This is a genomic window from Stutzerimonas stutzeri, from assembly GCF_038561965.1.
Lineage (GTDB): Bacteria > Pseudomonadota > Gammaproteobacteria > Pseudomonadales > Pseudomonadaceae > Stutzerimonas > Stutzerimonas stutzeri_AA.
The window spans coordinates 4,014,237-4,028,417 of sequence record NZ_CP139348.1 but is presented as its reverse complement, the minus strand read 5'-3'; the positions used below and the strand labels follow the sequence as shown (position 1 = coordinate 4,028,417).

Here is a 14,181-nt window from a genome sequence, read left to right as displayed (position 1 = left end):
CTAGCATTCGCAGCGATGCATCTCGCCGCTGTCGAGGTTCATTAGCGTCATGGCATTGCCCCAGACACAGCCTGTGTCGAGCGCGAAAACGTTCGGTTCATCGCACTGGCCTTCCAGAGCGGCCCAGTGACCGAAGATCAGCTTGACGTTGCGGGTCTTGCGATTGGCGTGGCTGAACCAGGGCGCATACCCGGCAGGCGCGCTGTCGGCACCTTCCTTCGCTTCCAGATCGAGTGTGCCGTCAGCCTTGCAGAAGCGCATGCGGGTGAAGTAGTTGGTGATCAGGCGCAGCCGCGGTACACCGTGCAGCTCCTTGTTCCATTTCGCCGGTTGATTGCCGTACATGCCATCGAGAAACGGCAGCAGCAGCGCATCGTCCTGCAGCGCCTGTTCCACTTCCACGGCGCGCTTGAGCGCTTTTTCCAGCGACCATTGCGGTGGAATACCCGCATGAACCATGGCGGTGTGCCGCGCCGCGTCATAGTGGATGAGCTTTTGCCGGCGCAACCAGTCGATCAGATCCGCCCGGTCCGGTGCGTCGAGAATCGACTGCAAGGTGTCGGATTTGCGCATGCGTTCGATATTGTGGGCGGTCGCGAGCAGATGCAGGTCGTGATTGCCCAGTACCGTGATCGCGGACGACTCGAGATCGCGCACGAAGCGTAGCGCCTCCAGCGACTGCGGGCCGCGATTGACCAAGTCGCCCGCCAGCCATAGGCAGTCGCGCGACGGACTGAAGTCGACGCGTTCCAGCAGACAGGTCAACGGTTCGAGGCAACCTTGCAGGTCGCCGACGGCATAGGTCGTCAATGCAATGCTCCGGGTACGGCCAGGCGGAACGGTGCAATGAGCGCATCGAAGCTGTGGCCGTCCTCGGCCAACATTTCGTAGCTGCCCTGCATGCTGCCGACACAGGTCGCCAGCAGTGTCCCGCTGGTATAGACGTGGTGCTCGCCTGGTGCGATCAGCGGCTGCTCGCCAATGACGCCAGCCCCGCGCACTTCCTGCACTTGGCCGTCGCCGTCGGTGATGATCCAGTGCCGCGAAAGCAGCTGCGCTGCCACCTCGCCTTTATTTTCGATAGTTACGGTGTAGGCAAAGGCATAGCGGTTTTGTTCCGGCTCTGATTGCGCAGCCAGATAGCGAGGCGTGACGCTGACGTCGATGCGGTAGTGGTTATCGTCGGACATGAGTCTGCTCGCTGGTAAAGGCAGGGTAGGAAAATCCCTAGCTGCGTTCTGTCAGTTGATCGGAAAGGCGAACGAAGGCCGCCAGGTCCAGCTGCTCGGGGCGCAGGCTGCCATCCACGTCCGCGGCTGCGATGGCTTCGGCGTCTAGCAGTCCCTTGAGCGTGTTGCGCAACGTCTTGCGCCGCTGATTGAACGCCTCGCGTACGACTCGCTCGAGTTGGCGATGATCGCGTGCGGGATGGGGCAGCGTCTCGTGTGGTACCAGACGGACGATGGCCGAATCGACTTTTGGCGCCGGGTTGAACGCGCCCGGCCCGACGTTGAACAGGTGCTCCACGCGACAGTGGTACTGCACCATGATCGACAGCCGTCCCCAGTCACCACCACCAGGCTCGGCCGCAAGGCGCTCTACCACTTCCTTCTGCAGCATGAAGTGCATGTCGCGGATGAGGTGTGCATGGGCGAGCAGGTGGAAGATCAGCGGTGTGGAGATGTTGTACGGCAGGTTGCCGACGATGCGCAGGCTGTTCTGCTGCTCGCTGAGGCGGCTGAAATCGAACTTCAGTGCATCGCCCTGGTGCAAAGTGAAACTGTCCCGCTCGGCAAACTTGCTCTGCAGGATGGGAATCAGATCCAGGTCGAGCTCGACGACATCCAGATGCGCGCCGCTGTCGAGTAATCCTTCCGTTAGTGCGCCCTGGCCCGGCCCGATTTCGACGAGCCGCTCGCCTGGTTTGGCATGAATCGCCCGCAGGATTCGGTGAATGACGCCAGCGTCGTGCAGGAAGTTCTGGCCAAAGCGCTTGCGCGCACGGTGTTGATAATCGGACATCGGGGCTCCAGGGAGCAGCTTGAAGCCTGAAGCTCGAAGCTGAAAAGCGGATAAGGCGCATATTTTAGCAGGCGAGTGCGGCAAGAAGATCGGCCGGGCCGTATCTGACCGGCCGGATGGTGGTTAGCTGCGCTCGCCGACCATCTGATAGGCAGTTTCCAGTGCTACCTGCAGGCTGCCGGTGTCGATCTTGCCGCTGCCGGCCAGGTCCAGTGCGGTACCGTGGTCGACCGAGGTGCGCACGATCGGCAGGCCGAGCGTGACGTTGACGGCTGCGCCAAAGCCCTTGTACTTGAGCACCGGCAGGCCCTGGTCGTGATACATCGCTAGTACGGCGTCGCAATGCTCGAGGTGCTTTGGTGTGAACAGTGTATCGGCTGGCAGCGGACCGATCAGGTCGATGCCTTCTTCGCGGAGCCTGGCTAGCGTCGGCTCGATTATTTCGATCTCCTCGCGGCCCAGGTGTCCACCTTCGCCGGCATGCGGGTTAAGTCCACAGACCAGAATGCGCGGTTGGGCGATACCGAACTTGCTGACCAGATCGTTGTGCAGGATCCGCGTAACCCGTTCGAGCCGCTCGGGCGTAATCGCCGCCGCGACGTCCTTGAGCGGCAGATGTGTGGTCACCAGCGCCACCCTCAGGCCTTGCGTTGCAAGCATCATCACCACTTGCTCGGTGTGGGTCAGGTCGGCGAGGAATTCGGTGTGGCCCGAGAAGGGAATGCCGGCTTCATTGATCACGCCCTTGTGCACGGGGGCGGTAATCATGCCGGCGAAACTGCCGTCCAGGCAGCCGCGGCCGGCGCGGGTCAGTGTTGCCAGCACGTAGCGGCCATTGCGCGAATCGAGCTGGCCCGCCGTCACGGGCGCATCGAGCGGGGTATCCCAGACGTAAAGGCTATTGGCGGGTGCTGGCTCGCTGGGCCAGCTATGCGGGCCAACATCCCGCAGCTCGATGGTCAGCCCCAGCTGCGCGGCACGCTCGGTCAGCAACGAGCGGCTGGCGATGGCTATCAGGGCCTGAGGCTGGGCCTTGCGCGCCAGTAGCAAGCAAAGATCCGGGCCGATGCCGGCCGGTTCGCCAGGCGTGAGAACGAAGGGGCGGGGAGCGGTCATCAGTCTTTTCTCAGCATGGTGTATGGCGGTCCCCCGCCTGAAATGAAAACGGGGCGGCGACCCTTCGGCCAACACCCCGTATTCCTGTCTAGCTTGATAGCTGCTACCTGAAGCTTAGAGCTTGATCTCGACGTAGGCTTCGTCGCGGATCTGGCGCAGCCAGGCCTGCAGTTCCTCATCGTACTTGCGGTTGCGCAGCAGGGTCAGTGCCTGTTGCTCGCGGAATTGCTCGCTTGCATCGGTGGCGCGGCGGCCGAGCACTTCGAGGATGTGCCAGCCGTACGGCGACTTGAACACCTGGGAGAGTTCGCCGCTCGCTGTGTTCGCCATGACTTCGCGGAATTCAGGAACCAGCGAGGCCGGGTCGATCCAGTTCAAATCGCCGCCATTGAGCGCTGAGCCAGGATCTTCGGAGAAGCTCTTCGCCAGCTGGGCGAAGTCTTCGCCAGCATTGATGCGGTCGCGCAGGCGCTGCACCAGCAGGCGCGCTTCCTCTTCACTGCGGATCGCGCTGGGCTTGATCAGGATATGCCGGACATGCACTTCGTCACGCACCTGCGTCTCGCCACCACGCTTGTCCAGCAGCTTGAGCATGATGAAGCCCGGCGGTGTGCGGACCGGCTCGGTTACCTCGCCGACCGACAGTTCGCGTACTGCGGTATCGAACGGAGGTGGCAGCTGAGCGGCCTTGCGCCAGCCCATGTCGCCGCCTTCCAACGCGTTCTCGCTTCCGGAGCGAGACACGGCAAGACGGGCAAAGTCCGCGCCCTGCTGCAGTTGTTGATAGGTGTCCATCGCCGTACGTTCGGCGGCCTGGATGGTCGCCGAATCCGCCGCTTCCGGGACGGCGATGAGGATATTGCCCAGGTGATACTCCTCGGACAGTTGCAGCTTGCCGAGGTCGGAGGCCAGGAAGTTCTGCACCTCCTGGTTGGACACCTGGATTCGCTCGGCCACACGACGCTGGCGTACACGGCTGATAACCATCTCGCGGCGAATCTGCTCGCGGGCGCTCTCAAGGCTCAGGCCATCACGCGACAACGCTTCGCGGAACTGCTCCAGCGACATGTTGTTGCGCTGGGCAATGGTGCCCATGGCCTGATTGAGCTCCTCGTCCGCGATGCGAATACCGGAACGATCGCCGATCTGCAGCTGCAGGTTTTCGGTGATCAGACGCTCCAGCACCTGCTGTTGCAGCACGTCCATCGGAGGCGCATCGGCGCCACGTTTCTCGATGGTCTGCTGGACTTCACGAATCCGCTGCTGCAGCTGGCTCTGCATGATGACGTCGTTATCGACGATCGCCACCACGCGATTCAGTGGTTGAACCTGGGCCAGTGCCGCAGGCGCGAGGGTCGCACCGCTCAGCAGCAGAGCGCCGAGCGCGAGCGGGCGCAGTACTTCAGAAAGCTTGATCTTCACGTTCACGGTAGCCTTGAATGCCTTCGTCGAGGAAAGTTTCGGTCCCATTGCCGACTACGCCGCCGAGCCCTTTGAGCACGATCTGCAGGAAGATCCCGCGGTCCGGCTCGTCGTTGCGGTCAGGGTTGAGGCTGGTCTCGTCGTAGTCGACCCAGTAGCGATTGATCAGGCGCAATTTCCAGCAGCAACTGTCGTACTCGAAGCCACCGAAGGCCTCCAGCGTGCGGCTGCGGCTGTAGTCATGCTGCCAGCGGGCAATGACGCTCCACTGCGGGACGACCGGCCAGATGACGGAGAAGTCATGCTGGTTGATCTTGTAGTAGTCCTTGATGTATTCCGGCGAGTCTGGCGTGCCGTAATCGCCACCGTAGGTCCACTCGCCGCTCGCCTGGTCGAAACGCATGGTGTCGTTGCGATAGCGATAGCCGAGGTTGATGATCTTGCCTGGGTTTTCTTCCGGCTGGTAATGCCACATAGCGCTGCCAGAGCGAGTGCTGTGGCTGTCCGGATCCCAGTTGAAGGTCGAGGTGAAGCGCCAGTCGCGGTTGTAGCGGTACATGTACTCCAGCGCGTACGGCGATACATCGGAGGTGGCGTTGGAGCGGGTGCGGTAATCAATACCACGCAGCTGCACCTTGCGATCCTCGAAATAGAACGCCTGGCCGATGCTGAAGCGCTGGCGCTCGAAACCGTTGGGCTCGACCCAGCGGCTGGTGACGCCGAGCGAAACCTGATTGGCGTCGCCGATGCGATCCTTGCCGGAGAAACGGTTTTCGCGCCACAGCGAGGAATAGCTGAAGCTGCTTTCGCCTGTATCAAAGATTGGGATGTCGTCCTGATCTTCTTCCGGAACGTAGAGGTAGAACAGGCGCGGCTCGAGCGTCTGGCGATAGTCCTTGCCGAACCACTGAGTGTCACGATCGAAGTACAGGCCACTGTCGACGCTGAAGATAGGGACGCTGCGGTTCTGGCTGCTATCGAAAGACTCATAATCAGCCAGGGTATTTTGGCCACGCCCATCCAGATCGAGGTCGTACTGGGTGTACGCATATTTCAACGATGGATTGACGAAACCCCATGACCAGTTCATCGGGAGGCTTACGCCGGGCTCGAGATGGAGACGCTCGCCTTCGGCGCGTGTCAGGCCCTGGAGGCGATCGTCGTACCACTGTTCTGGATTGCCATCCTCGTTGATGAAGTTTCCACTGCGCAGGCTGCGCTGGAAGCTGACGAACTCGGTCTTGTAGGCGAAGTTCAGGCCGCCCGGCTGGAAGGGCAGGCGTCCGTCCAGGGTCAGCTGTGGCAAGCGTTCGTACGGCGAGATATCGGCGACGGTAGCGCGCTCATAGGCGTGCATGTTCAGGCGCGCGGTGTAGGTGTCGCCGCGGTAAGTAAGCGTGCCGCGCTGATCGAGGTGATCAGGTTGGCTAATGTCCAGATTGGTACTCAGGTCCTGGAAATAATACGGGTCGCTGATATCGGTGTAATCCACCTCGGCGAGCCAGCGCGAGTCCAGCCCGGTACGGTTCTGCCAGCTGTACATCCAGCGCTGGTCTTCGTACTCGGATTGCAGCTTGCGATCGTCGTTGCTGTCATCCAGGTAGGCCGCGCCAAATTGACCTTCGCTGCTGCGCGTCAGGTAGCGGAACTCGCCTTCCATCAGCAGGCCACGCTCGGTCATCAAATGCGGATACAGCGTGGCGTCGAAGTTTGGCGCCAGGTTGAAATAGTAGGGCGTTTGCACCGAGATGCCGTTGTCGCTAGACGAACCGATGCTCGGTGCGAGGAAGCCCGACTGGCGGCGGTCATCGATGGGGAAGTGAATATAAGGTGTGTAGAACACCGGAATATCCTTGACCCGCAGCGTGACGTTGGTCGCCGAGCCGAAGCCGGTGGCCGGGTTCAGCGTGACGTTGTTACCGCGAAGGTGCCAGGTGTTCTCGCCCGGCTCGCAGCTGGTGTAGGTGCCATCTTTAAGACGGATGATCGCGGTTTCTTCGCGCTTGGCGTACTGCGCGCTGCCGCGGACCTTGCCGGAGTGCACGACGTACTCGGCGTTTTCCACCTTGGCTTCACCGCTGTCGAGGAATATCTCGGCGCGGTCACCGACCAGCAGTGCATCGCGGTCGCGGAAGCGGACGTTGCCGGTCAGCTCGCCACGATTTTCCAGCTGGTGCAGGCTGGCTTCGTCTGCCTCGACCTGGATGCTGCCCTGTCGCAGGACCACCTCACCGGCAAGGGTGGCGACTTCCTGCTCTTGCTCGTAGCGGGTCGCTTTGGCCGACACATAGGTCGGCGCTTCGCTCATCGGCGTGGTGTCGAACTTGCCCGGACGATCCGGCTCGACATAGGCGCCTGCACAGTAAGGGCCGGTTTCGGCGAGCTGGGCTGGGGTCAGCTGTTCACGCGGTACCCAGTCGAGGTGGCTGAAGTCGGCGCTGCGCGAGGCGAGCGCGCGGCCCTTGCTTTCGGTGACCAGCTTGGTGGTAGCGGTCGGCGCCTGCGCGGTTGTCGACTTGCTGCTGCTCGGCGTGCTCGCAACGCTGCCGCTCTGCGCTGGGCGCGGCGGGAGTGTCTGGCTCGGCGCGTTGGAGGCGCAATTCCAGCCACCGGACGCATCGGGTTGGCAGGCAAACTGTTCGGCTGCGAAGACAAAAGGTACAGCTACCGGTTGCAATGCAAGCAGACCGCCAGTAACCAGTAGAGGGAATTTTTTACGAAACGCGGGGTATTTGACTGCCATCTTGTTTTTTGGTCCGTGCTTGCGGCGAGCCATCGGCCGGCTGGGCCGCACGCCTCTCGATGGGCTGAGAAAGATGCAGGATAATAAAGCATGACCCGCCTATCGGCTAGCGCCGTGGAGACCCCTGGATGCCGCATCAAGATCAACGTCTGCTGGACCTGAACGTCTGGCTGGACCAGCAACTACCTGAAGTCTTCGCCCGTTGCGGCTGGGGCGAAGTGCCGGCTGCACAGCTCACCGCGGCTAGCAGCGACGCGAGTTTTCGCCGTTACTTCCGTTGGCAGGGCGGCGAGCGCAGCCTGATCGTGATGGACGCGCCGCCGCCTCAGGAAGATTGCCGTCCGTTCGTCAAGGTCGCGCAGATGCTGGATGAAGCTGGCGTGCATGTACCGCAGGTGCTGGCGGCCGACCTCGAACGAGGCTTTCTGCTGCTCACCGACCTGGGCCGCCAGACCTATCTGGATGTGATCGATCAGACTAACGCCAACGAGCTGTTCGATGATGCCATTGAGGCGCTGCTGAAATTCCAGCTGCAGCCGGTCTCCCAGCCGGTGCCGGCCTATGATGAAGCGTTGCTGCGTCGCGAACTGCAGCTTTTTCCCGAATGGTATGTGCAGCGACACCTAGGCCATGCCTTCACCGAAGCGCAGCAGGCTGCCTGGGAGCGCATCTGCCAATTGTTGATCGACTCGGCACTGGCGCAGCCGCGGGTGCTGGTGCACCGCGACTACATGCCGCGCAACCTGATGATCAGCGAACCCAATCCCGGCGTGCTGGATTTCCAGGATGCGGTGCTCGGCCCGGTCAGCTATGACATCACCTCGCTGTTCAAGGATGCCTTCCTCAGCTGGCCCGAGGCACAGGTGCAGCAGTGGCTGGAAGGCTACTGGCGCAAGGCGCGTGCCGCTGGCGTGACGCTTCCCGATTCGCTTGATGAGTTCCTGCGTGCCAGTGACCTGATGGGACTGCAGCGGCACCTGAAGGTAATCGGCATCTTCGCGCGGATCTGCCACCGCGACGGCAAACCACGTTATCTGGCCGACGTACCGCGCTTCTTCGCGTATATCGAGGCCGTGCTGGCACGCAGGCCAGAGCTGGCCGAACTGCAACAGCTACTCAGTGAGCTACCGCAGGCGCCGCAAGCATGAAAGCGATGATCCTGGCCGCTGGCAAGGGCGAGCGGCTGCGCCCACTGACCTTGCATACGCCCAAACCACTGGTTCGCGCCGCTGGCGTGCCGCTGATCGAGTACCACGTTCGCGCTCTGGCGGCTGCCGGGTTCGACGAGCTGGTCATCAATCACGCCTGGCTCGGCCAGCAGATCGAGGACTATCTAGGCGATGGCAGCCGTTTCGGCGTGACGATCCGCTATTCGGCGGAAGGCGAGCCGCTGGAAACCGGTGGCGGTATCCACCGGGCGTTGGGGTTGCTCGGCGATGAGCCTTTTCTGGTAGTCAACGGTGATATATGGACCGACTACGATTTCGCCCAGCTGCGACGGCCGATACACGGGCTTGCCCATCTGGTGCTGGTAAATAATCCGCCACATCACCCTGCTGGTGATTTCAGTCTGGCTGACGCGACCGTTACAGAGCCATGCGGCGATGGCGCAGCGTTGACCTACAGCGGTATTTCCGTGCTGCATCCGGTGCTGTTCGAAGGCTGCCAGCCGGGTGCGTTCAAGCTGGCGCCGTTGCTGCGACGCGCCATGGCTGATGGGCAGGTGAGTGGCGAGTGCCATGCCGGAGCCTGGGTGGACGTGGGAACTCACGAGCGCCTGGCTGAAGTCGAGCGACTATTGGAGGCGCGACACTGACATGTTCTGGCCCATCACGCTGTTGGGGTTGCTGATCGGCTGGTTGCTGGCCAGCATTCCGGGTGCTCTGCTCGGCGGCCTGCTGGGGCAGGTGCTGGACCGTCGTCTGGGGCTCGACTCCTGGGCCAGTCTGCGTAGGAGCATGGCCGGCAAGCCAGTGCTGCAAGGCAACGAATTACTGTTCTTTTTGCTTGGCCGGCTGGCCAAGAGTGGCGGGCGCGTGAGCCCGGCGCATATCCAGGCCGCGCGCGACGAGATGCGCCGCCAGGGGCTCGATGCAGGGGCGCAGCAGCTAGCCATTGCTGCGTTCAACCGCGGCAAGGCTAGCGGTGATGGCCTACGCGATACCTTGCAGCGACTGCGTGGCCAGCGCGAAGAGAGTCGCCGTTTGATTCAGGCCTGCTGGCGCATGGCGCGTGCGCAGGGAAGCATGGGCGCGCGTGAGCACGAACTGGTGCTGCTCTGGGGCAAGTGGCTGGGCTGGAGTGCGGTGGAGATCGCTGCGCTTGATCAGGGGGCGACACGGCGCAAGGAGGCACCCGCCAGCCGCGGCGGCGCCTATGAGCAAGCCTTGCAGTTATTGGGCGTACGCCAGGACACCGATCCGCAGTTGATCAAGCGCGCCTACCGGCGCTTGCTGAGCAAACACCATCCGGACAAGCAGGCGGGCGCAGGTGCGAATGCGGTCCAGGTGCGCGAGGCCACAGAGCGCACCCGCGAACTGCAAAGCGCCTATGCACTGATACGCGAGCGACGCGGTTTTCGTTGATCTGCTTTCAGCGACGCGCAGGTTTGCGGTCCAGCCAACCACGCACGCGGCGCACCAGACGCTCTTGTTCGGTGTGGCGATCGCCCGTCAGGTCTGCTAGCGCGACCTGCCGGTAATCCGCGTGCCCGGCACGGCGCGCCGCGTTGCGCCGTTGCAGTGCCTGCTCTACCTCAGCTGGCCGCGTGCCGGTATAGAAATCACCTACCCCGACCGACCGCGCCGCGAGGTAGGTCTCCAGTGCCTGTTCTGGCTGCGACGGAGTGCGCGGGTCGATCACCGCCAGTTGGCCGACATCCTTCGGCTGAAGCTGCACCAGGTACTGGCTTGCCCAGTAGGCGCCCGTGCCATGGCCGATCAGGACGATCATCGGCGCCTGCAACGTACGGGCGTGCTCGATGGCAGCGTCGATGCGCGCCTGCATCCGTTCGGCGTGGCTCGCTTGCGCTGTGTCCTGCTCCGCTTGCGCTGGCTCGTCGCTGTCTACTGCAGCTGTCTGCTCGGGCAGATAGCCAGCGCTCTCGGGTTCGACAGGCTGGTCGGCGTCGGTGCTGGCTGGGGCCGCTTGGGTATCGGGCGTTTCGGCTGCTGCTGGCGCCGCGGGAGCACGCGGGCCTGGACTCAGGGTTGGATCAACGGGCGACAAGCTGAGGGTGTGCCAGCCATGTTCGGCAAGGCCGCGCCGCAGCGGTCCGATCGCTCGGGGCCAATCGGCAGTTTCGCCTTCACTCGGCACGATGACGAGCACGCCGCGGGCCTCGGCGACATTGGCTGGCTGCCAGAGTGCAAGGAACTTGTCGTCGTCGCCTAGCTGCAGCTGTGCTGCCGCTTCGAGCTGCCGTTGCAGCCCTGCGGCCAGCGCCTCGCTTCGTGTCTGCGGCGCCGGGCGCTGCGCTGCCGGCTCATCTGCTGGTGGCGCCTGAGGCGCTTCAGTCTCCTGTGCGGCCGCGATATCCGACGCGGCTCCGCCAAGTATGGCGCTGAGCAGAAGCACGAAAGCGGGCACGCGACGCATGGGTTGTCTCCGGTAATCGAGCCGGCGCCACGCTGGCGCCGGCAGGGGTTATGCATTACAACAGCGTGTCGGCACGCCCATCAATTGCGTGAATATATGCTCGCCCTATCCCTGCGTTTCCTTCTTCTACTTACCCTGACGCTGCCGTTTGCTGCCGGCGCCGTGATGCTGGACGACGATAGCCGCGTCTGGCTGGAGCAGCATCCGGAGTGGCGCGTCGGGGTGGTGATGGGAGCACCCTATGCCGAGTATGACCAGCGCCAGCGGCGCCTGTCAGGCTTTCACGTGCAGTTGATGGAGCATCTCGCTACTGACCTTGGCGTGCGTCTGCAATGGCGGCGATTCAGTGACGAGGCTGCGCTGGAGAAAGCCGCCCGCGACGGCCTGATCGATGTCGCGCCCGGCCTGCGCCAGACGCCGGCCGGCTTGCGGCTGTGGCGCTACAGCGACCCTTTCCTGCGCATTCCGCGGCTGCTCGTCGGTGATCGTGGCGGCCCGCGCGCCATCGATCTCGAGTATCTGCACCCGAGCGAACTGGTCTCTGCCGTTGGGCCGGGACCAGTCACCGAATTTCTTGCCGGTAACTATCCCAACATCACCGTGCTGACCGCGACCAGCCAGGCCGATGCGCTGCGTCAGGTGCTGGAGGCAAAAGCCAGCTACGCGGTAATCGATGAGCCGGTGTTCGGACGCCTGTCGCAGCAGGTGGAATATGACTCCCTGGCCGTGGTCGGTGATCTGGGTAATCCGCAGCTGCTGCGTATTGCTTCGCGGCGCGACAGCCCCGAACTCGCCGCGGTGCTCGATGCGGCGGTCCGGCAATTCCCCGCGCGGGAATTCAGCCAGCTGCAAGATCAGTGGCTCAAACCGCGCAGCATCGATCTCGGACGCGAGGTCAGCTACTGGCGCAGCCTCAGCCTATTGCTCGGCGTGTTGCTGCTGGCCTGCCTGCTGATGCTCGCCTGGCAGCGTCATCAGCATGGGCTGTTGGAGAGCCGCCTGAAAATTGCCCGACGCGACATCGAACTGCGTGAGGCCGCCGAAGAAGCGCAGCGTTTGACGCAGTTCTGCCTCGATCACAGTACCGTCGGCATCCTCTGGCTCAACTGGGACAGCCGCGTGCGTTACGCCAACCAGGCCGCCGAGGTGCTGCTCGGGCATTCCTCCGGCGGACTGCTGGATCACCCGCTGGAGAGATTCGACCCGGCGCTGGGCATGGATGCCTGGCTCGCGCGTTGGCGTGCCGCGCGTACTGGCGAAGACGATCGCCAGGTGCATGAATGCGAATGGCTGCGCGCCGACGGCCAGCGCTTTCCGGCGGCGGTCACTTACAGCTTTCTGCGCTTCGGCAGCCGTGAATATCTGGTGGTGTTTCTTGCCGACATCACCGAGCGCCGTCGCGCCAGCGCCCAGTTGCAGGAAAGCGAGGCGCGTCTCAAGGCAATGGCCGGCAACGTGCCCGGGCTGGTGTTCCGCCTGGAGCGTGACGGGCCGCAGGAACCGGTGCGAGTGGCCTATATCAGCGAAGCCAGTCAGCGCCTGGTGGGCTATTCCGCCGAGCGCCTGCTACAGCCCGGACTGGGCATTCGCAGCCTGGTGCACGCCGATGACGAGGCCGGCTACTGGGCGAGTCAGCAATTGGCGTTGGAAAAAAGCCAGGACTGGCGCTGGCAGGGGCGAATCCTCAATCGCGACGGTGAGGTGCGCTGGGCCGACATCCGTGCGTCCGTGCGTGGTCAGGCCGATGGCCGCCAGGTGTGGGACGGGATCGTCTGGGACATCACCGACAACAAGCGCATCGAGCTGGAACTGGATGCATCGCGCGCGCAGCTGCGTGAGCTGGCTGCGCACCTGGAGACGGTGCGCGAGGAAGAGAAGGCGCATATAGCCCGTGAGGTGCACGACGAGCTGGGCCAGGTACTGACCGTGCTCAAGCTGGAAACCTCGATGTGCGAGCTGGGCTTCGCCGATCTCGATCCAGCCCTGGCACAGCGGCTGGAAAGCATGAAACGGCTGATCGCCCAGCTGTTTCAGCGTGTGCGCGATGTCGCTACCGCGCTGCGCCCGCCGATTCTTGATGCTGGCATCGCCTCGGCCGTGGAATGGCAGGCGCGGCGCTTCGAGGAGCGCAGCGGCGTGGCTTGTCTGGTCGAAGTGCCGGAATGCCCGCCGCTGCTGGGTAACGCCAAGGCCATCGGCCTGTTCCGCATTCTTCAGGAGTCGCTGACCAACGTGATGCGTCACGCCCAGGCGCAGACGGTCAGCGTGCAGTTACTGCTCGAAGGCAACATGCTCTGTCTGCGCGTCAGCGACGATGGCTGCGGTTTCCCGGTCGCCGCGCGCGGCGCCGGCAGCTCGTTCGGCTTGGTCGGCATGCGCGAGCGGGTGCAGATGCTCGGCGGGCAACTGATAATCGACAGCCAGCCCGGCGAGGGCACCACCATCACGGCGCGGGTTCCACTGGACCCGGTGCCGCTTCCATCAGCCGCAAGCACTGGAGCACTGCCGTCATGATCAGGGTCATGGTCGCCGAAGATCACACCATCGTCCGCGAGGGCATCAAGCAGCTGATCGGCATGGCGCGCGACATGGAGGTCGTCGGCGAGGCTGCCAATGGCCAGCAGTTGCTCGATCAGCTGCGGCAGATCAGTTGCGACGTGGTGCTGCTGGATATCTCCATGCCTGGGGTCAACGGCCTCGAGGCGATTCCACGGATCCGCGCGTTGAACCAGCCGCCGGCGGTGCTCGTGCTGTCGATGCACGACGAGGCGCAGATGGCCGCGCGGGCGCTGAAGATCGGCGCGGCGGGTTACGCGACCAAGGACAGCGAGCCGGCGCTGCTGCTGACTGCGCTGCGCAAGGTCGCCGGTGGCGGGCGCTACATCGACCCGGCGCTGGCCGATCGCATGGTCTTCGAGGTCGGTCTCACCGATTCGCGGCCGCCGCACGCGTTGCTTTCCGAGCGTGAGTATTCGGTGTTCGAGCGGCTGGTGCAGGGCGATTCGGTGAATGACATCGCTGGCAAGCTGGCCCTGAGCAGCAAGACCATCAGCACCCACAAGGCGCGACTGATGCAGAAGCTGGCGGCGCACTCGGTGGCCGATCTGGTGCGCTACGCCATGGAACACAAGCTGGTCTGACCGACACCTGCCGACCCAGCGTGTAGGGCGTTCCCTACACGCGACTCTCCCTCACGCCTAGGCCAATCGCTCCGCTGTACCGATTTCTCCGCTGTCGTTGCGCTTCTACGCTGTAGCCACGGTTCAACGGTTACGCAGGTG

The 14,181-nt window shown here is 63.4% G+C and carries 12 protein-coding genes; 5 read left to right on the top strand and 7 right to left on the bottom strand.

Annotated features, from left to right (window positions below):
- From SM130_RS18685 to SM130_RS18660, 6 genes are all read right to left on the bottom strand, one after another.
- Positions 1 to 810: a symmetrical bis(5'-nucleosyl)-tetraphosphatase gene (locus tag SM130_RS18685; protein ID WP_102826179.1), complete on the bottom strand. Its 810-nt coding sequence runs from the start codon at positions 808 to 810 to the stop codon at positions 1 to 3.
- The gene (gene apaG, locus SM130_RS18680; protein ID WP_102826178.1) at positions 807 to 1,190 is read right to left on the bottom strand and encodes a Co2+/Mg2+ efflux protein ApaG; all 384 of its coding nucleotides are present in this window, start codon (positions 1,188 to 1,190) and stop codon (positions 807 to 809) included. The genes SM130_RS18685 and apaG overlap by 4 nt, the downstream gene beginning before the upstream one ends.
- Positions 1,191 to 1,227: 37 nt before the next feature.
- Complete coding sequence (gene rsmA / locus SM130_RS18675) at positions 1,228 to 2,022, bottom strand: 16S rRNA (adenine(1518)-N(6)/adenine(1519)-N(6))-dimethyltransferase RsmA (protein ID WP_102826177.1); 795 nt, start codon at positions 2,020 to 2,022, stop codon at positions 1,228 to 1,230.
- A gap of 123 nt (positions 2,023 to 2,145) precedes the next feature.
- Positions 2,146 to 3,138, bottom strand: coding sequence for a 4-hydroxythreonine-4-phosphate dehydrogenase PdxA (gene pdxA / locus SM130_RS18670; RefSeq protein WP_102826176.1), 993 nt, complete (start codon positions 3,136 to 3,138; stop codon positions 2,146 to 2,148).
- Positions 3,139 to 3,252: 114 nt separating this feature from the next.
- Complete coding sequence (locus SM130_RS18665) at positions 3,253 to 4,560, bottom strand: peptidylprolyl isomerase (protein ID WP_102826175.1); 1,308 nt, start codon at positions 4,558 to 4,560, stop codon at positions 3,253 to 3,255.
- Positions 4,541 to 7,303, bottom strand: coding sequence for an LPS-assembly protein LptD (locus tag SM130_RS18660; protein WP_102826498.1), 2,763 nt, complete (start codon positions 7,301 to 7,303; stop codon positions 4,541 to 4,543). Before SM130_RS18660 ends, SM130_RS18665 begins: the two co-directional genes overlap by 20 nt.
- A 128-nt stretch (positions 7,304 to 7,431) precedes the next feature.
- Between SM130_RS18660 and SM130_RS18655 the strand changes: the two genes are divergently transcribed.
- The 3 genes from SM130_RS18655 to SM130_RS18645 are packed head-to-tail and all read left to right on the top strand — an operon-like array spanning position 7,432 to position 9,888.
- Complete coding sequence (locus SM130_RS18655) at positions 7,432 to 8,451, top strand: aminoglycoside phosphotransferase family protein (RefSeq protein WP_102826174.1); 1,020 nt, start codon at positions 7,432 to 7,434, stop codon at positions 8,449 to 8,451.
- On the top strand, positions 8,448 to 9,119 hold the full coding sequence (gene murU / locus SM130_RS18650; protein ID WP_102826173.1) for an N-acetylmuramate alpha-1-phosphate uridylyltransferase MurU: 672 nt from the start codon (positions 8,448 to 8,450) through the stop codon (positions 9,117 to 9,119). The genes SM130_RS18655 and murU overlap by 4 nt, the downstream gene beginning before the upstream one ends.
- 1 nt (position 9,120) lies before the next feature.
- Entirely contained in the window at positions 9,121 to 9,888 is a 768-nt protein-coding gene (locus SM130_RS18645) for a TerB family tellurite resistance protein (RefSeq protein ID WP_102826172.1), read from the top strand.
- A gap of 7 nt (positions 9,889 to 9,895) precedes the next feature.
- Here SM130_RS18645 and SM130_RS18640 read toward each other — a convergent pair whose 3' ends face one another.
- Positions 9,896 to 10,900, bottom strand: coding sequence for an alpha/beta hydrolase family protein (locus SM130_RS18640; RefSeq protein ID WP_102826171.1), 1,005 nt, complete (start codon positions 10,898 to 10,900; stop codon positions 9,896 to 9,898).
- A gap of 96 nt (positions 10,901 to 10,996) precedes the next feature.
- Here SM130_RS18640 and SM130_RS18635 point away from each other — a divergent pair, with 96 nt between their 5' ends.
- Both SM130_RS18635 and SM130_RS18630 read left to right on the top strand, forming a co-directional pair.
- Positions 10,997 to 13,414, top strand: coding sequence for a PAS domain-containing sensor histidine kinase (locus tag SM130_RS18635; RefSeq protein ID WP_102826170.1), 2,418 nt, complete (start codon positions 10,997 to 10,999; stop codon positions 13,412 to 13,414).
- The gene (locus SM130_RS18630; protein WP_102826169.1) at positions 13,411 to 14,040 is read left to right on the top strand and encodes a response regulator; all 630 of its coding nucleotides are present in this window, start codon (positions 13,411 to 13,413) and stop codon (positions 14,038 to 14,040) included. The genes SM130_RS18635 and SM130_RS18630 overlap by 4 nt, the downstream gene beginning before the upstream one ends.
- Positions 14,041 to 14,181 lie beyond the last annotated feature (141 nt).